Origin of the sequence: Actinokineospora auranticolor (assembly GCF_002934265.1) — a bacterium.
Taxonomy (GTDB): Bacteria; Actinomycetota; Actinomycetes; order Mycobacteriales; family Pseudonocardiaceae; genus Actinokineospora; species Actinokineospora auranticolor.
This window is the reverse complement of sequence record NZ_PTIX01000031.1, coordinates 51,681-77,036: the sequence shown is the minus strand read 5'-3', so window position 1 is coordinate 77,036 and position 25,356 is coordinate 51,681. Positions and strand designations below refer to the sequence as shown.

At 73.7% G+C, this 25,356-nt stretch carries 23 protein-coding genes; 10 read left to right on the top strand and 13 right to left on the bottom strand.

Features of this window, described 5'->3' with window-relative positions:
• Positions 1-3 precede the first annotated feature (3 nt).
• From CLV40_RS33310 to CLV40_RS38560, 3 genes are read left to right on the top strand one after another with little or no spacing between them, the layout of a single operon-like run.
• Positions 4-3,603, top strand: coding sequence for a type I polyketide synthase (locus CLV40_RS33310; protein WP_104482998.1), 3,600 nt, complete (start codon positions 4-6; stop codon positions 3,601-3,603).
• Positions 3,603-4,946: an MATE family efflux transporter gene (locus CLV40_RS33305; RefSeq protein ID WP_104482997.1), complete on the top strand. Its 1,344-nt coding sequence runs from the start codon at positions 3,603-3,605 to the stop codon at positions 4,944-4,946. The genes CLV40_RS33310 and CLV40_RS33305 overlap by 1 nt, the downstream gene beginning before the upstream one ends.
• Positions 4,943-6,328, top strand: coding sequence for a condensation domain-containing protein (locus CLV40_RS38560; RefSeq protein WP_104482996.1), 1,386 nt, complete (start codon positions 4,943-4,945; stop codon positions 6,326-6,328). The genes CLV40_RS33305 and CLV40_RS38560 overlap by 4 nt, the downstream gene beginning before the upstream one ends.
• Here the strand turns inward: CLV40_RS38560 and CLV40_RS33295 are convergent.
• Positions 6,325-6,888, bottom strand: coding sequence for a lipoprotein (locus CLV40_RS33295; RefSeq protein WP_146108363.1), 564 nt, complete (start codon positions 6,886-6,888; stop codon positions 6,325-6,327). The genes CLV40_RS38560 and CLV40_RS33295 overlap by 4 nt on opposite strands.
• Positions 6,889-7,201: 313 nt before the next feature.
• Here CLV40_RS33295 and CLV40_RS33290 point away from each other — a divergent pair, with 313 nt between their 5' ends.
• Genes CLV40_RS33290 through CLV40_RS33280 form a run of 3 tightly spaced genes read left to right on the top strand, consistent with a single transcriptional unit; the run spans position 7,202 to position 9,218 of the window.
• Complete coding sequence (locus CLV40_RS33290; protein ID WP_104482994.1) at positions 7,202-7,807, top strand: effector-associated constant component EACC1; 606 nt, start codon at positions 7,202-7,204, stop codon at positions 7,805-7,807.
• Positions 7,807-8,190 carry a hypothetical protein gene (locus tag CLV40_RS33285; protein ID WP_104482993.1) on the top strand — a complete coding sequence of 128 codons (384 nt, stop codon included), beginning with the start codon at positions 7,807-7,809 and terminating at the stop codon, positions 8,188-8,190. Before CLV40_RS33290 ends, CLV40_RS33285 begins: the two co-directional genes overlap by 1 nt.
• On the top strand, positions 8,130-9,218 hold the full coding sequence (locus tag CLV40_RS33280; protein ID WP_146108362.1) for an esterase-like activity of phytase family protein: 1,089 nt from the start codon (positions 8,130-8,132) through the stop codon (positions 9,216-9,218). Before CLV40_RS33285 ends, CLV40_RS33280 begins: the two co-directional genes overlap by 61 nt.
• Positions 9,219-9,236: 18 nt before the next feature.
• Here CLV40_RS33280 and CLV40_RS33275 read toward each other — a convergent pair whose 3' ends face one another.
• Both CLV40_RS33275 and CLV40_RS33270 read right to left on the bottom strand, forming a co-directional pair.
• Positions 9,237-9,926 carry a response regulator gene (locus CLV40_RS33275; RefSeq protein WP_104482991.1) on the bottom strand — a complete coding sequence of 230 codons (690 nt, stop codon included), beginning with the start codon at positions 9,924-9,926 and terminating at the stop codon, positions 9,237-9,239.
• Positions 9,923-10,948 (bottom strand): sensor histidine kinase, encoded by a 1,026-nt coding sequence (locus tag CLV40_RS33270; RefSeq protein ID WP_181043901.1) that lies wholly within the window; start codon positions 10,946-10,948, stop codon positions 9,923-9,925. The genes CLV40_RS33275 and CLV40_RS33270 overlap by 4 nt, the downstream gene beginning before the upstream one ends.
• A 135-nt stretch (positions 10,949-11,083) precedes the next feature.
• On the opposite strand from CLV40_RS33270, the gene CLV40_RS33265 reads away from it, so the two are divergent.
• Complete coding sequence (locus CLV40_RS33265) at positions 11,084-11,791, top strand: helix-turn-helix transcriptional regulator (RefSeq protein WP_245931730.1); 708 nt, start codon at positions 11,084-11,086, stop codon at positions 11,789-11,791.
• A gap of 14 nt (positions 11,792-11,805) precedes the next feature.
• Here CLV40_RS33265 and CLV40_RS33260 read toward each other — a convergent pair whose 3' ends face one another.
• Positions 11,806-12,936, bottom strand: coding sequence for a sensor histidine kinase (locus tag CLV40_RS33260; protein WP_245931729.1), 1,131 nt, complete (start codon positions 12,934-12,936; stop codon positions 11,806-11,808).
• A 168-nt stretch (positions 12,937-13,104) separates the two neighbouring features.
• On the opposite strand from CLV40_RS33260, the gene CLV40_RS33255 reads away from it, so the two are divergent.
• Entirely contained in the window at positions 13,105-13,677 is a 573-nt protein-coding gene (locus CLV40_RS33255; RefSeq protein ID WP_146108361.1) for a helix-turn-helix transcriptional regulator, read from the top strand.
• Positions 13,678-13,791: 114 nt separating this feature from the next.
• On the opposite strand, the gene CLV40_RS33250 is transcribed toward CLV40_RS33255, so the two are convergent.
• On the bottom strand, positions 13,792-13,971 hold the full coding sequence (locus CLV40_RS33250; protein ID WP_104482988.1) for a hypothetical protein: 180 nt from the start codon (positions 13,969-13,971) through the stop codon (positions 13,792-13,794).
• Between the two features lie 585 nt (positions 13,972-14,556).
• Entirely contained in the window at positions 14,557-14,823 is a 267-nt protein-coding gene (locus CLV40_RS33245) for a hypothetical protein (RefSeq protein WP_104482987.1), read from the bottom strand.
• 311 nt (positions 14,824-15,134) lie between these two features.
• Between CLV40_RS33245 and CLV40_RS33240 the strand changes: the two genes are divergently transcribed.
• Positions 15,135-17,498: an ATP-binding protein gene (locus tag CLV40_RS33240; protein ID WP_104482986.1), complete on the top strand. Its 2,364-nt coding sequence runs from the start codon at positions 15,135-15,137 to the stop codon at positions 17,496-17,498.
• Between the two features lie 102 nt (positions 17,499-17,600).
• Here CLV40_RS33240 and CLV40_RS33235 read toward each other — a convergent pair whose 3' ends face one another.
• Positions 17,601-17,900: a hypothetical protein gene (locus CLV40_RS33235; RefSeq protein ID WP_104482985.1), complete on the bottom strand. Its 300-nt coding sequence runs from the start codon at positions 17,898-17,900 to the stop codon at positions 17,601-17,603.
• Positions 17,901-18,542: 642 nt separating this feature from the next.
• The gene (locus tag CLV40_RS33225) at positions 18,543-18,935 is read right to left on the bottom strand and encodes a hypothetical protein (RefSeq protein ID WP_104482983.1); all 393 of its coding nucleotides are present in this window, start codon (positions 18,933-18,935) and stop codon (positions 18,543-18,545) included.
• A gap of 130 nt (positions 18,936-19,065) precedes the next feature.
• Here CLV40_RS33225 and CLV40_RS33220 point away from each other — a divergent pair, with 130 nt between their 5' ends.
• Positions 19,066-19,482 carry a hypothetical protein gene (locus tag CLV40_RS33220; protein ID WP_104482982.1) on the top strand — a complete coding sequence of 139 codons (417 nt, stop codon included), beginning with the start codon at positions 19,066-19,068 and terminating at the stop codon, positions 19,480-19,482.
• On the opposite strand, the gene CLV40_RS33215 is transcribed toward CLV40_RS33220, so the two are convergent.
• From CLV40_RS33215 to CLV40_RS33195, 5 genes are read right to left on the bottom strand one after another with little or no spacing between them, the layout of a single operon-like run.
• Entirely contained in the window at positions 19,467-20,159 is a 693-nt protein-coding gene (locus CLV40_RS33215; RefSeq protein WP_104482981.1) for a VOC family protein, read from the bottom strand. The genes CLV40_RS33220 and CLV40_RS33215 overlap by 16 nt on opposite strands.
• A complete protein-coding gene (gene serB / locus CLV40_RS33210) occupies positions 20,159-21,142 on the bottom strand; it encodes a phosphoserine phosphatase SerB (RefSeq protein WP_104482980.1) in 984 nt (327 codons plus the stop codon). The genes CLV40_RS33215 and serB overlap by 1 nt, the downstream gene beginning before the upstream one ends.
• A 27-nt stretch (positions 21,143-21,169) precedes the next feature.
• Complete coding sequence (locus CLV40_RS33205) at positions 21,170-22,492, bottom strand: MFS transporter (RefSeq protein ID WP_104482979.1); 1,323 nt, start codon at positions 22,490-22,492, stop codon at positions 21,170-21,172.
• An 18-nt stretch (positions 22,493-22,510) separates the two neighbouring features.
• Complete coding sequence (locus CLV40_RS33200) at positions 22,511-24,511, bottom strand: prolyl oligopeptidase family serine peptidase (RefSeq protein ID WP_104482978.1); 2,001 nt, start codon at positions 24,509-24,511, stop codon at positions 22,511-22,513.
• Positions 24,489-25,355: a VOC family protein gene (locus CLV40_RS33195; RefSeq protein WP_104482977.1), complete on the bottom strand. Its 867-nt coding sequence runs from the start codon at positions 25,353-25,355 to the stop codon at positions 24,489-24,491. Before CLV40_RS33195 ends, CLV40_RS33200 begins: the two co-directional genes overlap by 23 nt.
• Between the last annotated feature and the right edge of the window lies 1 nt (position 25,356).

Below are 25,356 nucleotides of genomic sequence, written 5' to 3'. Positions count from 1 at the left end.
GCCATGGGGAACAACAGCAACGTGCCGAACAACGACATCGCCGTGGTCGGCCTGTCCGTCGACGTACCGGGCGCGTCCGGGCTCGACGAGCTGTGGCGGCTGGTCAGCACCGGTTCGGGCACCGCGCGGCCGTTCCCGACCGACCGCCGCGCCAAGCTCGCCGAGTACATCGCGTACCTGCGCGCGACCAGCGTCGACCCGCTGGACGAACCGGACGTCGAGTACCACAACGGGTACTTCCTCGACACCGTCGACCACTTCGACCACACCGCGTTCGGCATGAACCCGCGCCAGGCGACGCTGACCGACCCGCACCACCGCATGGTGCTGCGCGCGATGTACCTCGCCTTCGAGGACGCGGGCTACTCGCTGGACCGGTTGCGCGGCAGCCGGACCGGCGTGTTCGTCGGCTTCGCGGTCAACCCCGGGTCGACCTACCTCGACTACATCAGCCGCGTCGACCCGTCGGTCGGCCAGCAGGCGATCACCGGCAACATCCCCGCGATGCTGGCCAACCGGCTGTCGCACTTCCTCGACCTGCGCGGGCCCAGCATGGTCGTGGACACGGCGTGCTCAGCGACCCTGGTCGCGGTGCACCAGGCCAAGAACGCGCTGCTGGTCGGCGACTGCGACCTGGCCGTGGTCGGCGGCGCGCGGATCGTGTTCGCGCCGGTCCGGCACCCGCACTCGAACATCGGCATCGAGTCCTCCGACGGCGTCACCCGCACCTTCGACGAGGCCGCCGACGGCACCGGCTTCGGCGAGGGCTCCGGCGCGGTCGTCCTCAAGCGGCTCGACCGGGCGCTCGCCGACGGCGACCAGGTCCACGCCGTCCTCAAGGGCAGCGCGGTCAACCACGACGGCAACACCGAGGGCATCACCAACCCGGACAGCGACTCGCAGGCCGAGCTGCTGCTGAGCGCGTGGCGCAACGCGGACGTCGACCCGCGCACCATCGGCTACTTCGAGGCGCACGGCACCGCCACCCGCGTCGGCGACCCGATCGAGCACGAGGGCATCAAGCGCGCGTTCGCGCGGCACACGGCGGACCGGCAGTTCTGCGCCGTCGGGACGGTGAAGGCCAACGTCGGGCACCTGTTCGAGGGCTCCGGGGTGATCGGCCTGATCAAGGCGATCGCCGTGCTGCGCAACGGGGTGATCCCACCGCAGGCGAACTACCGGACACCGAACCCGAAACTGGACTTCACCGCCGGACCGCTGTACCTGCCCACCGAGCCGCGGCCGTGGACCCCCGAGGGACCGCGCCGCGCGGGCGTGAGCGCCTTCGGCCTCGGCGGCACCAACGCCCACGCCGTGCTGGAAGAGCACGTCGCGGTGGACGACCGGCCCGCGTCCACCGGTCCGCAGCTGTTCGTGCTCAGCGCGGCGACGATCCGGTCCCTGACCCGGATCGTGGAGAGCCACCTCGCGTTCATCGACGCGGGCGGGCTGGACGACGTGGACATCGCCGACGTCTGCCACACCACCAGGGCCTCCCGCTCCGGGCACCGGCACCGCGTCGCGCTCGTCGTCACCGACGCTGCCGACCTGCGCCGCCAGCTGGCGGGCCTGCTGGTCGAGCGGCGCGACCCGTTGCCGGACGGCCCGCTGGGCGAACAGGCCACCGCGTTCCTCCGCGACGGCGCGCTGGACCTCACGACCGGTGACCGGCCGCCGCGCATCGTCCGCCTGCCCGGGTACGTGTTCGACGAAACCCTCGCGTGGGTCCAGTTCCCGGACACCTGGCGCGACACGATGAACCTGACCACGCACGACGAGCGGCACCCGGTCACCCACGACGTGGAACTCCGCGAGGCCCCTGCGCCGGTCGCGGCGAGCGGCGCGGTCACGGTGCTCGCGGTCGTGGACCCGGACACCGACGCCGAGGACGCGCTGGCCGCCGCCGGACTCGGCGACGTGCGGTACGTCCGGGTCGGCGAGCCCGTCGAACCCGGCGGCGCGCCGTTCCGGACGGACGACCCGGCTGCCTGCGACCAGCTCGCGCGACTCGTCGACGACGGCGTCTCGCATGTCCTGTACGCCACCGCGTTCGAGGACAAGGCCGCGCCGGACGTGTCCGGAGTGGACCGCCGGGTGGCGAAGAACCTGGGCGGCCTGTTCCACCTGACCAAGTCGCTCATGGCCGCGGGTGTGAAGACCCGGCTGGTGGTGCTGACCCGCACGGCGGTCTGCGCGGCGCCGGGGGAGCAGGTGGTGCCGGAGAACGCGGCGCTCGTCGGGTTCGGCAAGGTCGTGGAGCGCGAGTACCCGTACCTCAAGGTCGCCCACGTCGACGTCGATCCGGCGGTGCCCCCGGCGGCCCTGCGCGCCGAGGTGCTCACCGACGAGCGCGGGCTGTCGGTGCTGCGGGGCGAGCGGCGGCTGCGGGAGGTGTTCGTCGAGGTACCCGAGATCGACGAGGACGGCCCCACCGAACACCTGCGCGCGGGCGGCACGTACCTGATCACCGGCGGCACGGGCGCGCTCGGCCTGGCCGTCGCCAAGCGGTTCGCCGCCACCCAACCGAACATCGACCTGGTGCTGCTGAGCCGATCCGGGCTGCCCCCGCGCGAGCGGTGGGACGACCTGTCGGTCGTGCCGAGCGGGTCCCCGGCGGCCCGGCGCGTCGCCGCGGTCCGCGAGATCGAGCAGACCGGCGCGCGGGTCCACGTCGTCGCGGCGGACGCGGGCGACCCGGCCGCGTTCGGCGCCGCCATCACCGACCTCCAGCACCGCCACGGCCGCGTCGACGGCGTGGTGCACGCGGCGGGCCTGCCCGGCGGCAGCACCGTGATGTTCCGCGAGCGCGCCGACTTCGACGCCGTCGTCCGGGCCAAGCTGCACGCGGCCTTCGTGCTCGACCGGCTGACCGAGGCCGACCGACCGGACTTCATCGCGCACTTCTCCTCGGTCGCGTCGGTGTTCCCGGCCCCCGGCCAGGCGGACTACGCCGCCGCGAACTACTACCTCGACAACCTGGCGCGCGCCCAGGCGGGCGGCCCCTGCCACGTCATCGCCCTGGACTGGGTGGCGTGGAAGGAGATCGGCATGGCGGTCGACTTCGGCACCAACGGCGACACCATGTTCAAGGCGCTGCCCACCACCACCGGTCTCGACGTGCTCGACGCCGGTCTGCGGTCCGGGCGGTCGCGGCTGTTCGCGGGCGAGCTGAACTACCGGGGCGAGCTGATCCACCTGCTGCGCTCCTACGACGTCGCGCTGTCGGCCGACATCGAGTCCAAGGTGGAGCGGGAGATGCGGGCGCTGGCGGACCGGCTCAGCGCGGCGGCGGACAAGACCAGGGCCACCGTCGCCGCCGTGTCCGTCGAGCTGACCGGCCGCGACGAGTTCACCGACGTGGAGCGGACCGTCGCGCGGTGCCTCGCGCTCGCCTTCGGCTACGCCGAACTCGACGTCGAGGCCGACTTCTTCGACCTCGGCGGCGACTCGATCATGGCGGCCACGGTGGCGGGCACCATCGCCACGGTGCACGGCGTCACCTACGACGTCGCCGACCTGCTCGCCGACCGCACCACCAGCGAGATCGCCTACCACATCGAGGAACTCCAGGCGTTCGCGGAACCGAACCCCGAGGCGAGCTGATGGGCGCCGACGCCGCCGACATGACCACCGGCCCGCCACTGCGCAAGGTCGTCGGGTTCGCGCTCCCGCTGACCGCGGCGAACCTGCTCCAGCAGGGGTACGTGCTGGTCGACGGCATCGTCGTGGGGCACTGGACCGGCGTCGACGGCCTCGCCGCCATCGGCGCGGCGGGCCCGCTGTTCTACCTGCTCAACGCGATGTTCATCGGACTGGGCACGGCGTTCACCATCCGCCTCGCGCACCTGCGCGGCAGCGGCGACGCCGACGCCCGGCGCGGGGTCGTGCTGTCGTTGGCACTGCTCACCGCGGTCTGGTCGGCGGGCTGCGTGCTGCTGGCGACGGTGCTGATCGACCCGGCGCTGGCGGTGATGGGCCTGCGCGGCCAACTCGCGCACGACGCGTCGGTGTTCCTCAGCACCCTGTCGCTCGGCTTCCCGGGCATCTTCGGCACGGCCGCGGTGAGTGCCTACCTGCGCGGCCTCGGCGACTCGCGGACGGCGCTGTGGGTGGCGGGCTTCGGCAGCGTCACCAACGCGGTGCTGGTGCTGCTGTTCGTCGCCGGGTGGGACCTGGGGATCGCCGGTGCCGCGCTGGCCACCGCGACCTCCTCGACGCTGGCGCTCGTCGTCGGGGTGGCGGTGGCGGCGCGCAAGTACCCGGTTCCACGCGCCGGTGGGAAACCCGCTGTGCGCCGCGAGCTGACCGACGCGGTGCGGCTTGGGTTCCCCCTGGCCAGTCAGCACATCATCCTGGCGCTCGGGATCATGGTGCTGGTCTGGATCCTCCAGGCCTTCGGCCCGGTGGTGCTGGCCGCGTTCAGCATCGTGTCCAGGGTGGAGCAGGTCACCGGGATGCTGTTCCTGGACTTCTCCGGCGCCGTCACCGCGTTCGCCGCGCAGAACCTGGGCGCCGGGGACGAACCGCGCGCGCGGTTCGGTCTCACCCGGACTCTCGGCCTGACCGCGGTGCTCACGCTCGTGGTGTCGGCGGTGGTGCTCGCGGCCCGCGCCCCGATCGCCGCGCTGTTCACCGACGACCCGGCGACCCGGGCGCTGACCGAGCGCTACCTGCTGATCATCTACCCGTTCCTGGTGCTGTACACGCTGATGGTGGTGCTGCACGGGTACCTCAACGGCGCCCGCCGGACGACGGCGCCGCTGGTCTGCACGGTGATCGCGTTCCTGCTGGTGCAGATCCCGTTCGCCTACCTGTTCCACGGCGTGCTCGGCGTCGAGGCGGTGATGTGGGCGGTCGTGGTCGGCTGGGTCGCCGGGCTGACCTACTCGGTGCTGTGCCTGCGCCGCGTGCTGTTCGCCGTGCCGGTCCACGAGGAGGCCGTGTGATCACCGAGAGCCGGGCCGTGGTGGAGTTCCACGGCGGCACCGCGCGGAGCGGCCCGCTGTGCTGGGGGCAGCTGGGCACCTGGGACAGCCTGAACCAGTGGCACCCGCGGGTGAAGCCGTTCTTCTTCCTGACCCGGTGGCTGCCGGTGCCGCTGCTGCTGGAACTCGGCGATGTGCTCGACGCCGTCGGGGAGTTGCTGTCGCGGCACGAGTCGCTGCGCACCCACGTCGAGCAACGGCCCGGCGCCGAGCCGGTCCAGCGGGTGCTGGCCTCCGGCACGTTGCCGGTGGACGTGTACGACCGACCCGCCGACGACCCGGTGGCCTTCGGCGACATCGTCGCCACCTGCTGGGAGCGCGGCACCGCGCGGCCGTTGGACCACTCGCGCGAGCTACCACTGCGGCTGTCGGTGGCCTTGCACGACGGCATCCCGGTGGTCGTCGCGTTCACCCTGTCGCACCTGTCGGCGGACTACACCGCGACCGAGGCCCTGGTGCGGGAAGTGACCGCGATGCTCGACGCCAAGGCCGCGCGCACACCGATGCCCGCCGCGCGCCACGCGTCGCAACCCCTGGACATCGCGCTCGCCGAGCACACACCGGACGGTCAACGCCGCAACATCGACGCCATCCGGTACCTCCGCGCGGTCATGAACCGCATGCCAGAACCGATCACACCGACCGCCGAGCCGGAGTCCCCGCGCTTCGTCGGCGCGGACCTGACGTCCGAGGTGCTCGCCGCCGCCGTCCGCCACGCGGCCCGCCGCTGCCGGGCCAGCACGTCGGTGGTGCTGCTGGCGATCACCGCGGCCCTGACCCGCTGCTCCTGGCCCGCTCCCGCCCTACGCCTCGACGTCATGCAGAGCAACCGCGCGACCCCGGACGTCGCCGCCAGCATCACGACACTCAACCAGGTCGTGCACACCGTCACCGAACTGCGGGGCGAGTCCCTCGCGGACTTCCTCGACCTGGCGACCGAGACGATGGCCGTGGCCCGCGCCCACTCCCGCTACGACACCCGGTCCGCCCGGGAGGCGCTGCGGCTGTCCGGGCGGGACCTGGTGCCGGGCGTGCAGTTCAACGACATGTGGTCGACCGTCCGCAAAGGACGACCGGCCGCCGACCCCGACCCGTCGACCACCGAACTGGCCTGGCCCGCGGTGTCCGAGTCGGAGAAGATGGCGCTATACCTGGACATCCGGGGCACGTCAGATCGGATCCACCTGGGCGCTATGGCCGACACGGCCGTCTTCCCGCGCGCGGTCCTCGCGGCTTCGCTGGTGGCGTTCGAACACGTCGCCACCGAACTGGTCGAGGGCGACGTGTCCCTTGACCGCGTGCGTGCCCTGGTCGACCGGGCGGTGCGCGAACACGCCTCCTAAGGGCCGGAGTCCTGGGCGCTCTTGCGGGCCAGGAGGTACACCGGCAGCACGGTCTCCTCGAACTTGTCGTCCGGCGCGCCCAGCGCGGCCACCAGCATGGTGTGGCTGCCGCCGTACACGGTGTAGGTGAAGGCGCGGTTGGGCTTTCCGTTGGTGCGCCAGACCGCCTCGAAGCCGCCGGCCCGACCCACCTTGGCCTCGCGGATCTCCACATCGGAGGCGTCCTGGACCTCCAGGTACGCCTCAAGCACCTCGCGGTCGGTCAGCCGCTCGCCGGTGTCGGACTCGAGGCGACTGCCCTGGTAGACCTTCACCACGCCCGCCGCGTGGTCGCTGGTGATGTCGCACTCCGCCTTGAGCCCGAACCGGAGCGACTCGCCCCTGGGGCCGAGGTTGATCGGCGTCCAGTCGGCGGGTACGTCCACCACACCGACCGGGAAGCAGTCTTCCGTGTCGGTCACCTTCTTGGGGACCTCGACCTCCGCCCACATGTCCGCCTTGCCGGACCCGCACCCGGCCAGTACCAGGCAGGCCGCCACCGCCACCACCGCAGTACGCATGAACCGCACCTTAGCCTCGCAAGATCGTTTCGTAACCCGGATTCCGGTGGACGGCGGCCAACCGGAGCAACCCGCTCCGTGTCGAGTTCCAGCTTTCCTCCGCCAACCGGTAGGCGGGCAACGGGGTCGAGGTCCACCGGTCGTCGGTGCTCCGGCCCGGGTGGGTGTCGCGGAGCTGTTGCGCACATGAACGTCAGGGAATTGTCCGGTGTCGGGAGTCCGATTCGCCGGGCCGTCGCGTGGTGGCCCCGTGCCATAGTGGGGCCGAACCCCATCCCGTCGCGCCGGTCTTGTCTTCTTGTCTGGAGAGACGTTGGACATCATCGAGTTCAGGTTCGAGGCGGGGGCGGACGACGGTTCGCGGGACGACCTGCGCACGCTCTCCCCGCACCTGGCCGGTGACCACGCGCTCCGGGCGCACGGGCGGGTGGTCGTCGAGCACGAGCCGGTGCGGCCGGGGGAGTTGGGCGCGGCGGAGGTCGTCCTGGCCGCCGTGTCCGCGGTCGTGGGGGTGGGCCAGCTGGCGGTCGCCGTCCGCGCCTGGCGCGATGAGCTGAACCGGCCCACGGGCGTCCGGCTCGTCGTGCCGGACGAGCACCGCGACGAGGCCAGGGCGGTGTTCGGCGCGTTGCGCGACCCGTCGGGCGAGCGCGCGGCGGTGGTCGCGGACCCGAAGCCGTTCGGGCGGATCGACCCGGCCAACTCGGCGTGCGTGCTCATCGGCGTGGACCGCTACGTCGACCGCGAACTCCCGTCGCTGCGGGCGGTGTACAACAACGTCGAGCAGCTCTACGACGTGCTCACCGACGAGAACGTCTGGGGCGTCGAAACCGGTCGCATCCGCAAGGTCCACCACCCCCGGACCGCCGCGGACCTCATCCGGCCGATCCGGGAGATGTCCGAACTGGCTCGTACCTGATGTGCTCCGCGGCACCGAACCGCAAGGCGTTGGCGCCGAGCGCCGACAAGTGCACCGTCTTCACCGGGGAACTGGTGGACGTCCTGCGCGACGGCATCCCCGAGGAATCCGACACCGTGCTCAGCCTCGGCGTGGTCTTCCGGGAGGTGCGGCGGCGGCTCAAGCGCGACAACCGGCCGGAACCGCAGGAGCAGGACCGCAACCAGGTCGGCGACCTGTCCTTCACCCGCAACATCGCGAAGGTCCCCACCTCGTCCCCGCCCCGCCGACCCCGGGGCGCCGTCGACGGCTCAGGCGCGCGCTGGCACTGGCCGCGGCCGCGGTGGTCGGGATCGCGCTCGGGCTGGCCGTGCGCCCCGGCATCGACTGGGCCAAGGCGCTGAGCCCGGTGCGCGCGGGCGCGCCGTGCTCGGCGAACGCCACGCTGCTCAGCCACTCCGACCAGCTCGACGGGGTCGACGTGAGCGGCGAGGCGGTGAGCGGGTTGTCGGCGCTGGCGATGACCGAGGAGTCCAGGGCGTACGCCCTGGCCGACAACGAACCCGGTCGCGTCTTCCCGCTCACGCTGCGGGACCCCGAGAACCTGAACGTCTCCGCCGAGGTCGGCCGGACCCTGCGCGACGCGGCGGGCGCGCGGTACGGCGACAAGATCGACGGCGAGGGGCTGGTGGTGGAGCGCGGCGGTCGGACCATCCTGGTGGGTTCCGAGAAAGGCCCGTCGATCCGCCGTTTCGAGATCGGTACCGGTCGCGAGGTGGGGGAGCCGATCGTGGTGCCGGAGCGGTTGCGGGAGCCACCCGCGGGCGACGCCCAGTTCGGCCGGACCATCGAAGCGCTGGCCGCCACACCGGACGGCGACCACCTCTACGCGGGCTGGGAGGCGCCGCTCAGCGCCGACGGCGACGCGCAAGGGCGCAACCGCCTGCGCATCCAGCGCTACCGCGGCACACCGGGGGGCGAGTACACGCCGGACCGCCAGTACGGGTACGTGACCGACGCGGGCCTCTACCTCGCGGAGCTCGTCGTGGTCGGGAAGGACCGGCTGCTCGTCCTGGAACGCCAGTACGTCGACGGGCTCGGCAACGCGATCCGGGTCTTCGACGTGCACCTCGAGGCCGCGGTCGACGTCACCGACGACCCCACGCTGGCCGACAACAGCGCCGACATGTTCGTCCGCCGCACCCTCCTGTTCGACCTCGGCGACTGCCCGGCGGGCAGCCCCGGCCAGGTCACCGTGAAGCAGCGGCAGCCGAACCCGTTGCTGGACAACGTCGTGGGCATGGCCGCGTTCCCCGAGGAGACCGCCGGGCCGAACCAGGGCACGCGCCTGCTGTACCTGGTGAGCGACAACAACACCAAGGACCGGCGGGTCACCCGCGTGTACGCGGTCCGGGTCAGGCTCCCGGTCTGAGCGGCTGTCCACCGTGGTCTACCGCGGCGGTCGGGGTGGCCGGTTCGCGGTCGGGTCCGGGGTGATCAGCCCAGCCTCGTAGGCGATCACCACCGCCTGCGCGCGGCTGCTCAGCCGGAGCTTGCCCATGGTGCGCTTGACATGCGTCTTGACCGTCTCCTCGCTCAGCACCAGGCGCCGGGCTATCTGGGGGTTGGTGAGGCCGTTGCCGACCAGGCGGAGGACTTCGAGTTCGCGGTTGGTGAGCGCGGCCAGGCGGTCGTTGTCCACCGCGGTGGCGCGGTGGTGGTGGGCGTAGGTCTCCACGAGCCTGCGGGTGATGCTCGGGGTGATGAGCATGTCTCCCGCCGCCACGGTGTGGATGGCCGCGATGATGCGCTCCGGTGGGGTGTCCTTCAGGAGGAAGCCGGACGCGCCCTCGCTCAGCGCCGTGTAGACGTACTCGGGTAGGTCGAAGGTGGTCAGCACGAGCACGCGTGGGGCGGGGTCGGCGGCGAGGACCTGTCTGGTGGCGCTGATGCCGTCCAAACCGGGCATCTTGATGTCCATCAGCACCAGGTCCGGCGCCGTGCTGCCCGCCAGCGCCACGGCCTGGGCGCCGTCGACCGCCTCGCCCGCGACCTCGATGCCCGGGGCGGCGGTGAGCAGGGCGACGAGCCCCGCGCGGATCAGGGGCTGGTCGTCGGCGACGAGCACGCGGATCGTCATCGGCCGCCCATCGGCAGGCGCAGCACCACGGTGCAGCCACCCTCCTCCGCCGGTCCGGCGGTGAGGACGCCGCCGTAGAGGCGCGCCCGCTCCCGCGTCGACGGCGCGGGGTACGCGCGCCGGGCGGTGCCGGTGTCGGTCACCACGACGGTGAGCGTGCGCCGACCGTAGTGCAGGCCCACCCGCGCGGCGCCGGTTCGGGCGGTTTCCAGCGCGCCCGCCAGGGTTTCCTGCACCATCCGGTACGCGCACAGGTCCAGCCCCGGCGGCAGCGGGCGGACCTGGCCGGTGACCGCCACCGCCACGCTCAGCCCCGCCGCCCTGGTCCGGTCCACCAGGTCGGCCAACTCGCCGAGACCCGGCTGCGGCGCGCGATCCGGCTCGGCGCCTGCCGTGTCGCACAGGACATCGAGCAGGCCGCGCAGTTCCGCGAGCGCCTGCCTGCCGCAGTCGCCGACCGCCTCGACCGCCGACCGGGCGGTCGCCGGGTCCCGGTCGACGGTGTACTGCGCCAGACCGGCCTGCACGGAGATGACCGACAAGTGGTGGGCGAGCACGTCGCGCAGGTCCCGCGCCGCGCGGGCCCGCGAAACCCGCTCGGGTCCCCGGTACCGAGTGCCCGCGCCCAGCACCCACGCGCCGAACAGCGCCAGCACACCATCCACGAGGTCCGGCCACACCACCGCGTGCGGCGACCCGGCCACCAGACCCGCCACGGCCACCGGGAACAGCGTCGCCGCGGTGCGCGGCGGCCGCAGGGACGCGACGGTGAACACGCCCACCAGCAAACCGATCCCGCCGCAGGGCAAGTCCCCGTATCCCAGCAGACCGTATGCCGCCGTCGCCCCCGCCACGACGAGCGCGGTGCCCACCGGCGCGTGCAGGCGCAGGACCAGCGGCGCCGCCGTCACCCCGGCCACCGCGTACCCCGCCAAGGGACCCGTGTGGTCGGCCACGGCGAGGCCGGTCGCCAGCAGGGCCAGCACCACGTCGACCGGGTCTGGCCTGCGGCTGGCGAGCACGGTTCGCACGGTATCCGGACATCCGCCGACCCGGCGCCCCCTTGTCGTGGTAACCGCGGGTACCACCAGGAGGGTAGGCGGAGTTGCCATCGTCGGGCGACGTCGGACGGCCCGGGAACCCCTACCTTCGGCACGGTGAACACGACCGACACGGCCTGCCTCCGCGCGGTGGCGGCTCCCGTGGAGAGCGCGCACGCCCGCCGACTCACGGTGGTGCGGTCCGAACCGGCGCGGGTTCGGGTGGGGGTGCGCGCGACCGACCCGCTCACCGCCGTCGGGGTCGCGGAAAGCCTGGCGGGCCGCCGAGAGGTGCTCGTGCTGCCGGAAGCGCGGATCGCCGACGCGGAGGTCTTCGTCGTCGCGGCGGAACGCGCGCCCGCCGAAGCCGTGTCCCTCGTGCGCGCCACAGCGGACGCGTACCCGCGCCCACAGGTCCTGGTCACCGGGGGACTGGCCCCGGGCGACCTGCTGACCGTGGTCGGCTGCCGTGTCGTGGTCGTGCTGCCCAGGGCGGCGGCGACCTCGGACCGGCTGGTCGGCGGTATCCGCGACGCCGCCGCCGGACGCGGCGCGCTGCCCCCGCACCAACTCGGCGAGCTGCTGCGGCAGGTGGGCGCCGCGCAGCGCGAGGCCCCGCGCGGGATGGGCGCGTCCCGGCTCCACGCCCGCGAACTCGACGTCGTGCGACTGCTGGCCGACGGCCACGACACCCCGGGGATCGCCGTGCGGCTGCGCTACTCCGAGCGCACCGTGAAGAACATCATCCACGCGATGTCGGTCCGGCTGCGGCTGCGCAACCGGGCGCACGCGGTCGCCTACGCGATCCGCGTGGGCGTGGTCTAGGCGCCGTGCCAGGGTCATGGGTTCCACTCGACCGCGGGTTCCACCGGCACCTCGGCCGTGACGGCGAAACCCCCACCCGCCACCGGTTCCGCCGTGAAGACGCCGCCGAGGAGTTCGACGCGCTCGCGCATCCCCCGGAGACCGCGCGAATCCGGCCCGAGGTGGAACGGCTCGGGCGTGGCACCGTCGTCGGACACCCGGATCGCGAGCAGCCGGTCGCCGTAGTCGAGGTCGACCCGCGCGGTCGCGGGCCCCGCGTGCTTGAGCACGTTGGTCAACGACTCCTGCACGACCCGGTACGCGCACGTGTCCGGCCCGGGCGGCAACGCCCGCGCGTGCCCGCGAACCACCACCTCGACCGGGAGCCCCGCCCCGCGCATGCGCTCGACCAGCCCCTCCAGCGACGCCAGCCCGGGACGCGCGTCGTCCGGCGCGGCGCCGTCGTCCTCGCCGTGGTCGACCCGCAGCACGTCGAGCAGGCGCCGCAGCTCGGTGAGCGCCTCGCGGCTCGTGTCCCCGACAGTGGCCATCGCCGCCTTGGCCGTGGGCAGGTCCGTGTCCAGCACGTAGCGGGCCAGCCCGGCCTGCAACGAGATCACCGACATGTGGTGCGCGACGATGTCGTGCAGCTCGCGCGCGATGCGGCCGCGTTCGTCGGCCACCGCCCGCCCGGCCCGCTCGCCCAGCGCCTCGACCCGCTGCCCCCACCGCCGCGTGGCCTCGCCCAGCGCCCAGGCGCCCATCGCGACCAGGGCGCCCTGCACGCCCTCGGTCCAGGTGACCGAGCCGGCGAACCGGATGTTGAGGGTGAGGATCGCGGTCGTGAGCACCCAGGCCGCGGCGGCGGTGGCCCGCGACCGCAGGGTCGCGACGGTGAACAGGCCGATGAGCACGCCCACCCCGCCACCGGGGATGTTGCGGTAGCCGAGCAGGCTGTACCCGGCGACGGCCGCGAGGATGACCGCCATCGTCGCCACGGGCGCGCGCTGCCGCAGGGCGATCGGCGCGGTGGCGAACGCGGCGAGGACGTAGGCCTGCCACCCGGGGGGTCCGTTGGCGCCGGTGGCCATGGTCAACTCGGTGAGCGCGGTCAGCGCGACGGCCAGGAGCACATCCACCAGCAGCGGTCTGGCGTACGACGACACCAGGTCACCGTAGCGCCTCACCGATCGCCGCGGGTTCGCCCCGACCGCGAAACCCCGCAGGCAAGGCGTTTCCGGGCAGCTCACGGGCCCGGACCACTGCACCGAACACGTGACGACAGCCGGTGGGACCGGCGTGGGGAGGCGTTCGTGCGAAGGAGAACCGTTGTGGTGCGCACCGTGGATCCCTTGCTGCTGGCGGGTATCACCGCCTGCCTGGCCAGGAGACCGGGGCTGGTGGTGCCGCCCGCGCACCGGGCCCGGCAGGCGGACCTGCTGGTGATCGCGGTGGACCGGCTCGCCCCCGACGGGGTGGCCATGCTGGCGCGGGCGGTGGTCGACCCGGGTCTGCCGGTCGTGCTGGTGACCGACCGCCTCGGCGCGGGCGACGCGCGGCGGCTGGTGGCGCACCGGGTGCGGGTCGTCCTGCCGCTGGCCGCGACGACCGGGGACCGGCTGGCCGACACCGTGCTGGCGGTCGAGCCCGCCGCCGACGTGTCGGCCGCCGAGTTGGTCGAGGGCTTCGTCGCCGCGCTGCCCGCCCCCTTGGCGCCGGTGGTCGAACCCCGCGAGCGCGAGGTGCTGCGCCTGCTCGCCGACGGGTGCACCACCGAAGAGATCGCCATCAGCCTCGGCTACTCGGCGCGCACCGTGAAGAACCTGATCCACGGCGTGGCGAGCAGGCTCGGCGTGCGCAACCGCCAGCACGCGGTCGCCCACGCCCTGCGCGCGGGCCTGATCTGACCCGAGGCCTCGGGTGGTGCCCGGCGACCTGACACCGGGCACCACCGCCGGACCCGCCACCGCGCGACGGGCGTTCGCGCGATCGGCGGTCGGTCGGGGCGCTGCGCACCGAGGTCAGGAGCGTCGACTCGGCGAGTAGATCAGCCTGCGGTAGAACGAGATCAAGTGCGCGGTGTCCCACGACGGCGGGCGCGCCGCCTGCCGCGGCGACCGGTGCGCGACGGTCAGCCCGCGCTCGATCGCCGCCACGTCGCCCCAGGGCTCCACCTGGGTCGGCTCCGACGACCCGACCACCCCTCCGGGTAATCCACAAAGGACCTGGCTGCTCCCCGTCGGTGACTGCGCCGTCGCGGCGTGGCACGTGTCGACCCCGCCCGGCCCTGCTCGCGGCGCGGCATTGCCCGGAATCGACGGTCGTCTGCCCCAACGGTTCCGGGCGGTGTGGACCGCCCGCGGCTTGTCTGTTTCGTCCTAGTGGTCAAGTCCGGGGCGAGGATCGCGGGCAGGGCGAGCCGGCCGGACAGCCGAGAACCGCTGTTTCTGCCGGTCGTTCTGCGTGGTGTCGGGCCGCCGCATGCCGTGTACTGAACGGGCCGCCGCGGCCGTGTCTCGGACGGACACGCGCCGCGGCGGCGCAGGCCAGGTCGGTCACGCCCGGCCCACCCGGGTGCGGTCCACGCGCGCAGGGAACGTGGACCGCACCCGCCTGACGGTGGTCGGCCCCGCTCGGGGTTCGGCGACTCCCGTGTGGACATCCGGCCGCGCCGCATACACGGAACTGTTGTCCGCCGGGAAACCGGGGGGCCAACAACGGGACAACACGACGACAACGGCGGCGCCCGACCTGACCAGGTCGGGCGCCGCCGTCATCGGATCCGGTTACGGCTCGTCGTGGGCCGGTCGCTTGCGGCAGGTGGTCAGCTCGTCCCAGGTGACCCGGCCCGCGAGCAAGTCCTGGATGGAGTGTTCCGGTTCCGGCTCGCAGAGCGGCACGCGCCGCTCCTCGGTGCGGCCCGCCGAGCGTTCGATGGCCGCGCCGATCCGGGCGCCGAGGTCGTCGGCGGCGCGCGGGTCGTCGACCGAGACGACCAGGGTCACCCGGCGCTCGTCGGGTTCGTGGCGGGGGCGGGTGGGTCCCTGGTTCACGGTGGCTCCTGGCGATGGGGTGTGCCGCCAGTAGAGCGGCGCCGGACCGGGAGCGCCACGAGGAACCACCGGCAGAACCGGGTCGTGCGTGCGGAACCACCGGTCCCGGGGTTGCACCGGGTGTCAACGAACACACCCGGCACGGCCCGGACCGCGGTTCCGGGAGCGGCGGGTCCGGGTGAAATGCCCGGTCATCCGCTGTGGCGGTGGCGCGCGCCGGGTCGATCGGACCCTCCGCCACCCCGGTCCCCGGCGGTCGGCGCGCTCCCGGTGAGTTGGAACACTTCTCGCGGGCGTGATTCATTTGGGGCATGCCCCACGCGTCCGGCGACCTCCCACCCGCGGCCTTCAGCGTCCTGCTGCGGGCGCACCGGGAACGCGCGCGCCTCACGCAGGAGGAGCTGTCCGAGCGCACGGGGATCAGCGTCCGGGCGATCAGCGACATCGAGCGCGGCGTGGCCAAGAGCCCGCAGCGGCGCACCGTCGCGGCGCTCGCCGGTCCACTGCGGCTGACCGAGATCGAGCTGGACCACTTCCAGACGTCCGCCAAAGCCGCGCGGCTGCGCACCGCCTCCACCGCGGCGGACGCGCGGGTGTTCAGCGGCGCGCTGGTCGGGGCGCTGCCACCGGACATCGACGACCTGTCCGGTCGCGAGCGGGAACTGGGGGCGTTGCGGGAACTGGCCGAGGAGGTGGCCACGGGCGAGCGCGCCGGAACCGTCCTGGTGCTGACCGGTCCACCCGGCACCGGCAAGACGACCCTGGCCACCAGCGCCGCCCACGCCCTCGCCCCGAGGTTCCCCGACGGGCAGGTCTTCCTCAAGCTGCGCGGCATGTCGTCCGAACCGCGCACGCCCACCGACCTGCTGCACGTGGTCCTGCGGTCGATGGGTGTCGACGGCGTCCGCGTCCCGGCCGAGCTCGAGCAGCGCACCAACCTGTGCCGGTTCCTGCTCAAGGACCGCCGCGCCCTGCTCGTGCTCGACGACGCGGCCGAGGAGGCCCAGGTGCGCCCGCTGCTGGTCGGCGGCCCGCGCTGCCTGACGCTGGTGACCAGCCGCCAGATGCTGCTCGGCCTCACGGGCGTCAGCCGGTTCGTGCTGGACGTGCTGGACCGGGCCGCCGCGGTGGCGCTGGTGTCGACCATCGCGGGACCCACCAGGGTGGCCGACGAGCCCGACGCGGCCGGTGAGCTGGTCGAGCTGTGCGGCCGGTTGCCGCTGGCGCTGCGCATCGCGGGCAACCGCCTGGCAGGCCGCGCGCGGTGGCCCATCGGCCGCCTGGTCGGCCAGTTGCGGGACCGCGGCAGGCGGCTGTCCACGCTCACCGCCGGGGACCTGGGCGTGCGGGACGTGTTCGACTTGTCTTACCGGCAGCTGAGCGCGCGGGCGGCCACCGCGTTCCGCAGGCTCGCGCTGGTGCCGGGCGCGGACTTCGGTGCCGGGGCCGTCGCCGCCCTCACCGGCCTCGACGAGGAGGACGCGGGCGCCGTCCTGGAGGAGCTGGCTGACGCCAGCCTGCTGCTGCTGTCCCAGGTGGAGGACCGGTACCAGTTCCACGACCTGCTGCGGGTGTTCGCCGCCGAGTGCCTGGCCCGCGACGAACCGCCCCAGGCCGCCCGCGAGGCGGAAGCCCGACTCGTCGAGTGGCTGGTGCGCACCGCCACGGCCGCCGCGGGCGGTCACTTCCGGCCGTCGAGCACCCCCGCCCCGGTGGGCCCGTCCTTCGCCGACGACGTCGAAGCCGGGCGTTGGCTGCGGGAGGAGGAGTCGAACTGGCTGGGCGCGCTGCGCGGCACGGCCGCGCGCGGCGAGCACCGGGCGGTGATCGAGCTGGCCGAGGCGATGCACTGGTACTCCGAGATCGGCGGCACGGCCGCCACCTGGCTGGAGGTGTTCGGCCTGGGCCTCGACTCGGCGCTGGCCACCGGCAGCAGGCACGACGAGGCCGTGCTGCGCGGGTTCCTCTCGTGGACGCTGCACGCCCTGTTCGCCCGCTCGGCGGACGCGGCGGACATGGCCAGGTCCGCCCGCACGGCCGCCGAGGCGGTGGGGGACCTGCGGGAACAGGCGTGGGCACGGGTCTACCTGGCCAACTGCGACCCCACCGCCGACCACCCGCGGCTGCTCGACGAGGCCGTCGAGCTGTTCGACCGGGCCGACGACCACTTGGGCCTGCACCTGGCCCGGATGTACCGCGGCGCGAACCGCCACCAGCACGGCGACCACCGCGCCGCCGCGGCCGAGTTCGCCGCGTGCCTGGAGTTCTTCCGCCCGCCTCCCGTCGACGGCACCCCCATCGACCACGCGCTGCGCGCCTACGTCCTCTTGCGCGCCGCCCAGAACCACGCCGCCCTCGGCGACCTCACCCCGGCCCTGGCCAACTGCGCGGAGGCCATGACCCTGTTCCGGGCCAGCGCGTCGACCGTCGGCCAGGCCCGCGTGTCGCAGACCTGGGGCAGACTCGCCCACACCAGCGGCGACCTCGACGAGGCCCGGTCCCGCCTGCACGACGCCTTCGCGCTGTTCGGGCGGGCGGGCCAACCCCAGCGCCAGGTCGAGACCCTGCGCGACCTGGCGTCGGTCGCCGAGGCCGCCGGCCACCCGCTGGCCGCGCGGCAGCACCGGGACCACGCCGCCGAACTGAGCGTCGCGCTACCGGGAGACGTCCGCTAGGGCCTGTCCCCAGGCCCCTGTCCGACGACCTTGCGCGGGTCTGGTCGCCGGGCGGCCTGGACCTGGCCGTCGGACCCGGTGCGGGCCATGTCCCTGGGGTGGTCAGACCGCGGCGAGCAGGTACTGGCTGTTGGACCCGTTGAGCCAGCACTTGTTCGACCTCTGCACCGCCGTGTGGGTGTAGCCGGTCGGGACGTAGCAGGCCCACAACCCGGTGCTGGGGGCGGTGACGTAGAACAGGTGCGCGCAGCCCTGCGTGATCCCGGAGTCGGTGTAGGTGTAGCCACCGGGCAGTTCGCAGCTCCAGTACGACCCCGCCGGGGCCGCGGAAGCGGGCGCGGCGAGCGCGACGACACATGCGGCGGACGCCGCCAGGGCGCCGAGGAGTGTGGTTCGAGTCAAGGGATCCGTCCTCAAGGTGTCGGACTGCCGGGACACCCACAGCAAAGCAGCCCCACACCACCTGGACACCTACCGATGAGCCGACGTCAGGTGACCACGGGCGAACAGCCCGACCGAGTACCCGCCCGCGCAGCAGGGCTGTTCGACCGAACGTCGTCCGGATCGGGACCCGGCTTGCATCTCGGCCACCGAACCGGCCGCCCACCACCACTCGCCGGGGTCGGCGCTTCGACGCTCACCAGGTTGTCGAGATGGACTTCGCCGGTGCCACCAAGTCCGGGGAAGCCGTCAATCGCACCAGATCCCTGTTGGCGGGGACCTCGAGGCGCGACATGGCGGTGGCCAGGATGTGTCCGCGTGGCCGGAGTCGAGACGCCGGTAGGCGGCGCTGATGAGGTGGGCGCAGTCGTCGGGGTGGGCAGGTGGTCGGCGATCGCCGACCAGGACGTGTCCGGTGGGCGGACCGCGTGGCGGGCGTGCTGGTCGGGGTAGTCGTGCGGTTCGTGGGCGTCGGCCGGGCCCGGTCCCGGCGCGAAGCGGCGGGGGATCAGGGGTGCCACGCCGAACGACTCGGCCGTGGGTTCTGCGTCTCGATCAACCACACCACCACCCCGGCGGGCGTCCCGTCGCTAAACAGCCCGATCAGGTCCTCCGGCGTGCGCGGGTAGACCAGCGGCCACCCGCGCAGTTCTGGGTGCCGGCGCGGCCTCGTAGCGCGCGGGTCTTCCCGGTGGACGAGTCCCCGGTCGGCACGACCATCGGGTTGGTGTCGGGCCGCGCCGGCACCTCGTCGAGGAGGTCGTCGTGCTCACGCGGCAGGTACCGGGGCAACGGCGGCAGGGCGTCGCCGCCCTCGACGTGGATCGCCCGGTGGACATCCAGGTCGAAGGGATCCCACTCGTCGACGGGCCGCGCGACGAGCGCGGGCCCGGTCGCGGCACCCGGCAGGTGCACCCCGCCGTGGATGACCTGGGCCTGGACCACCAGGCCCGATCGACCACGCACCTCGTTGCGCGATTCCGGGTGCCCACCCACCGAACCACCCTAGGCACTCGCCACGTCGGGTGAGGGGCGAGTTGCGGGTGCGGGCGGCGGAGTGTGTGCTGGTGGAGGGCGTTCGGCCACCCGGCCCGCGCTACTCGCCGACGCCGATGGGGTCGATCCGATGAGCCAGGACGCCAAGGCGCTCTCCCGTCGCGTCACCGAGCTGTGCGGGGTCCCCAACCCGGGGTGGACGTGGACTTCGGACAGCCTGGTCGAGGCGTGGGAGCAAATGGTCGAGTTCGTCGAGGAGGGCTACTACGACAACATCTACGAATACAACAACGACCTCTTCGTCCGGGGCAAGGTCCAAGACGTCCTCGACGACGAGGTGGCGCGTGGCCTGCCCGGCTTCGCCGAACTGCGCGCGCGACTCGACGCGTTGGACGCCAGGTTCCGGGCGGTCCTGTTCCCGGAGCCGTCCCGCGACTACGGCGACTGGTGGCACAACCACCTCCCCCGGTACGCGGGCCCTGAGCTCGCCAGTGACATCGCGAACCACTACGGACTCACGATCGAGGTGCGTCAAGGCGGCGGGTGACCGCCGATCGTGAGGTTCGCGCCGTGCAGCAGTGCCCGGTCCAAGGGCCGCCAACGACCGGTCAACTCCACACGGACGATCCCGTCGGAATCCGCCGCCACGACCTCGACCATCGGCTCGTCGCCGAGCACCCGCGCCCAGCGCGGTCGGGCACGCTCCGGGTCGCGCGCACCGATGACCACCTTCCCCACCCCCACCGCGCCGTTCGCGTGCGCCCCACCTCCAACGGGCGCGGGTTGCGCCGGCCGGTACGCGGACATCACGAACGGCAGTGCCCGGTCGACCGGCGCCGCGATCCACCACGACAGCGCCACCCCGTCCGCCCGCACCCGGTGGTGGGCGGCGGGCGCCGTGCAAGGGATACCCGCCGCGTGGAGCCGCGACAGGGTGTCGTCGAGGTGGTCGTCGTCGGTCTCCACGGCGAAGTCGATCCAGCCGCGCCCGCAGGCCCAAGAGCCCAGGCGCCCGTAGATACCCGGCGCGTCCGGCGGCGGGGTCGCGGCCGGGATCGGGACCGTCAGCAGCTCCAAGAACGGTCCGGCGGGAAACCGGATCAGGGCGTTGCCGGCGGTGCCGGGGGAGCTGCCCCACTCGACCGTGAAACCCAGGGCCCGGTAGTCGGCGACGGCCCTCGGCAGATCCTCCACCCGGCACAGGAGGTGGCTGGGGCGCGGCATCAGCCACCCACCAGCGCGCACGGCACCGGCACGCCGAGCATGGGCAGCACCAGGTCCAACCGGGGGTAGGAGACCGCGACGTCCGCCGCCGCCCGGACCTGGTCCGTGGCGTTGAACGCGATGCCCAACCCCGCCGCCTTCAGCATGTCCGTGTCGTTCGCCCCATCGCCGACCGCCACGCAGGAAGGGAGCGGGATCCGCTCGGTGGTGGCGAACCGGCGCAGGGCGCGGACCTTGGCCGGGGCGTCGATCAGCTCACCGGTGAGCCTCCCGGTCAGGTGCCCCTCGGCCACCTCCAAGTCGTTGGCGGCGTGGAAATCCAGCCGCAGGGAGCGGGCCAGGGCCGCCACGACCGGGGTGAAGCCGCCGGAGATCGCGCCCACCTTGACGCCGAGGGCCTGCAAGGTGCGCACCGCGACCAAGGCGCCCGGCATGAGGTGGATCTCCGACGTGACCCGTTCCAGGACCCCGACGGGCAGACCCGCCAACATCGCCACCCGCTGCCGCAGGGACTCGGCGAAGTCCAGTTCCCCGCGCATGGTCCGCGCGGTCAGCACCCCGACCTCCGCCGCCCGGCCCGCCCGCTCCGCCAGCCGGTCGACCACCTCCCCGACCACCAGCGTGTTGTCCACGTCGAACACGACGAGTCCGTACCGCCGCTCGGCGCGCAGCAGTGAGATGTCGACCTCGCACTGGCCCGCCAGCCTGCCCAGGCCCACCCGCAGCGCGGCCTCGGCGTTGCCCAGCGGTGTCGACAGGCGCACGGACAGCTCCAGCGCCGTGCAGGGGTGGGTGGCCATGGTCCGCATCCCGCACACCACCGTCGACACCGACACCAGGCGGTGCAGCACCGCGGACAACACCTCCGCGGTGATCTCGGGGCCGGTCACGGTGACCAGGTGGCTGGCCCCGGTGCGGCCCGCGTCGACGCGCTCGGGGTCGCGCAGCGCGAGCGGGGTCTGGATGGTGACGGGTGCGGACATGGCTCCTCACGCCTCCGGCGGTTCGGGTCACGCGGCGGCGGCCACCGGCGGCCTGCCGTCGTCCGGGGTGGACAGGTCGGTCGCCGGGGCGCGCACGAAGCGCCGCGCCGCGTCCATCGCGGCGGCCCAGGCGAGCAGGACGGCGACCACGACGATGGCGATGTACCAGCCGGACGCGCCGTGCGCCGCCATGTACGTGGCCAGCATCGGGGTCAGGCCGCCGAAGACGGCCGTGGTGACGCTGTGCGGGACACCGATGCCGACCGCCCGCACCTCCGGCGGGTACATGGCGGCCAAGACCTTCGGCAGCACCGCGGTGAGCCCGGCGATGAACAGGATCCCGCTGCCGTAGGCCAGGACCAGCACCAGGAAGTTCGGCGACAACCCCAGGTACGCGATCGGCCCGACCACGGCGAACGCCAGCACGAACGCCGTCAGCACCGGCCGCACGCCGACCCGGTCGGCCAGCGCGCCCAACGGCACCTGCAGCGGCGTTACGACCCCGGTCACCAGCACCACGGCCCAGAACATCGTCCCGGAGTCGCTGACCCGCGCCGCCATCGCGGGCACCACGGCCGTCCACGTGCCGCTGACCATCGTCGTCCCGGCCACGACCACCGCGACCAGCCCGACGGACCGGCGGTGCTCGACGAGCAGCGCGCGCAGCGACCCGCGCGACCCCCGCGACCGCACCGACTCCTCGAACACCGCCGTCTCGGTGATCTTGCCGCGCAACAGCAGCAGCACGACCCCGAACACCCCGCCGAGCAGGAACGGCACCCGCCAGCCCCACCCGGACATCGCCGACGCGCCGAGCACCGACGACAGCGCCCCGCCCAGCAGCGACGCCACGAACGCCCCCGCCGCCGCGCTCATCGCGAACAGGCTGCCGTAGAAGCAGCGGCGGTTCGGCGGGGACAGTTCCATCAGGTACGTCACCGCCGCGGGCCACTCGCCCCCGGCGGACAGGCCCTGCGCGGCGCGGCCGAGCAGGAGCACCAGCGGCGCGGCGAGGCCGATCTGCGCGTAGGTGGGCGAGAGCCCGATCAGCGTCGAGCCACCGCCCATCAGGATGATCGACAGCACCAGCGCCGGTTTGCGGCCCCGCCGGTCGGCCAGCCTGCCCAGCAGCACCCCGCCCAGGGGGCGGAACAGCATGCCCGCGGCGAACACCGCGAACGTGCTGAGCAGCGAGCCGGCCGGGTCGGCGGCGGGGAAGAACTGCGCGGCGAACAGCGGGGCGTAGAGCCCGAAGGCGAGCCAGTCGAAGTACTCGACGAAGTTCCCGGCGACCGTGGTGGCCACGGTCCGCCGGTGCGAGCGCAAGTGGGTGACGGATCTGGAACCCATGTGGTGACGCCTCCCGGGTCAGTCGTTCAGCGGTAAGCGCGGGACGCCCGCGGCGGTGAAGCCCAGGACCTGCGCGTAGAAGGACAGCTCCGCCTCCAGGGCGCGGCGGATCGACTCGGCGCGGCGGAACACGTGCTGCTCACCGGGGAACACCAGGTACGCGTGCGGGATGCCGCGCCCGTCGATGGCCGCCAGCAGCCGCTCGCACTGGATCGGCGGGCACACCTCGTCCTCGTCGCCCTGCAACAGCAGCAGCGGCGCGTCGAGCCGGTCCGCCCGGTTGACGGGGGAACGCTCCACATAGGTCTGCTTGGCCTCCGGCAGCGGCCCGACGAGCCCGTCGAGGTAGCGCGACTCCATGTCGTGGGTCTCGCCCGTGGCCCAGCCCAGCAGGTCCAGCACGGGGTAGTACGCGGTGCCGCAGCGGTAGGTCGACACCGAGGTCAGCGACGCGCAGGTGGTCCACCCGCCCGCCGACCCGCCGCGCACCACGAGCCGGTCGCGGTCGACGAGCCCCTCGTCGGCCAACGCGGTCGCGACCAGCGCGCAGTCGCGCACGTCGAGCACGCCCCACTGGCCGTTGAGCCGCTCCCGGTACGCGCGGCCCAGGCCGGTCGAGCCCGCGTAGTCCACCGCCGCGACCGCGAAGCCGCGCGAGGTGAAGAACGTGACCTCCGGGTCGAGCGCGTCGATGCTCCGACCGGTCGGGCCACCGTGCGCGGTGACCAGCAGCGGCGGCAACTCGTCGTCCGGGGCGGTCGCGGTGGGGTTGCGGGGCGGGTAGACGATGGCGTGCACGGCGGTGCCGTCGGGCGCGGTGAACTCGCGGTGCCGCGGCTGTGGCAGCCACTCCGACCCCGGCGGGGTCCAGCGCGGTGCGGACAGTTCGGTGAGCCCGCCGCTGTCCGGATCCACCCGCACCACGGTCGCCTGGTTGTTCGGCCCCGCCGCGACCCCGGCGAGGACGGTGCCGTTGGAGACCAGGCCGCTCCACACGGTGTGCGGGGTCTCCACGTGCCGGACGTGACCGGTGCGCGGGTCCAGGACGACCAGCCGCGAACCGTGCGTCCGCTCGCCGTCGCGCTCGTGCCACCCGACCGCCAGCAGCGCGATCCGCCCGTCCGCCAACGGCGCGCCCCAGCTCAGCCCCGGCTTCCACAGCGCGCCGCCGATCTCCTGCTCGACGGTCCACAGTGGAGTGCGGGTGCCGTCGAGCCCGATCCGGTGCGCGTTCCACCAGCCGTCCGGGTCGGTCAGCACGGTCAGTTCCGCGCGGCCGGTCCACCACAGCTGGCAGACCGACTCGGTCGGGCCGCCCGCCAGCACCCGGTGCTCACCGACGGTCGTGCCGCGCACCGGCGCCACGCACAGTTCGGTGCCGTCCCACGGCATCGCCGGGTGGTCCCAGCCGATCCACGCCACGTGCCGCTTGTCCGGCGACACCTTGGGGCCGCTGAGGAACCGGTGGCTGGCGGCGAGCACGCGCACGGCGTCCCAGTCCGCCGCGGCGGCCCCCGAGGTCGGCACGGCCACCAGGTCGCGGCGCACGTCGGTGGGGGAGGGGCCGGTGATCGTCTCGCGCAGGCACCACACCTCGGCGCCGACGATCACCGGGTCCGCGTACCGGACCCCGGCCGGGATCTCCGGCTCCGGCGTCAGCGGAACCGGTTCGGCGCGCGGGATGCCCAGGTACAGCCGCTGGTCGGCCCAGTTGGTGAACACGAACCGGACCCCGTCGGAGTGCACGGCGAACGGTCGCGCACCGTACTCGTGCACCCGGTTGCGCACGTTCCACCCCGGACCGAGCACGTCCTCCGCGCCACGGCCGGGAGTCCACCGGACGATGGTCGACCGGCCGCCCTCGGTGGGCCGGAACTCCGCCCACCAGATCTGCTCGCCCGCCGCGGCCACCCACTGCTCCATCAGCCAGCGCGGCTCGCCGCCCGCCGCGGCCACGTCGGCCGCGGCCAGCGGTGAGTCCCAGGCGCCGTACTGCTCAGACTGCCGCTGCTCGGACATCCCAACCCTCCCGGAGTTCGGTGAGCACGATCCGGGCGGGCGCAGTGGCCCCCCGGTCGACGAGGACGGCCCCCGGACCGGCCGGGGTGTAGCCGGTGCCGCGCGCGTCGAGCACGGCGGCGGCCGCCCGCGCGTCGGGCACCGCGAGGGCCACGGTCCACAGGCCCTCGCGGGTGGCGGTGGTCAGGTCGATGGGCAGCAGCCGCACGCCGACCCCGTCGGGCAGGGTCCAGCAGGCGCAGTGCCCGGGCTCGGCGACCGGTGGGCCGCCGAGCAGCCGCGCGTAGCGGCGGGTGGCCGCGTCGAGGTCCGCGACGGCCACGTCGAGCCGCGCGACTCCCAGCACGTCCGGTGCCGGGCCGTGCGACGGCGGGTCTTCCCTGGGTGGTGGGGTGCCGTCCCCGTACTCGATCAGGGACGGCAGGCGCCCGGTGCGGAACTCCTCGCCGTGCCCCGCCACCGCCCAGGAGCGGTAGCTGCCGTCGGGGCGCACCGCCCGGCCGCCGACCGGCCGGGCGATGGACAGGCCCGCGCGGCGGACCTGCTGCCAGGTGGTGCGCAGGTCCTTCGCGGTGAGCACGAAGGCCAGCCAGCCGCCGCCGTCGCGGTCGAGCAACTCGAGGATGCGGCGACCCGCGTCGACCGCCGCGGCCTCCGCCGGGTCCGCGACGGTGATCAGCTCCAGGTAGCCGGAGCGCAGGTCCAGCACCGCGTTCGCGGTACCCCAGCCGGGGTGGCGGCCACCCCGGCGGACGTGCAGGCCGAGCGCGCCGGTCAGCGCGGCGGCGGCGGTGTCGAGGTCGCGCACCGCGAGCATCGCGTGGTCCAGGCCGGTGATGGGCATC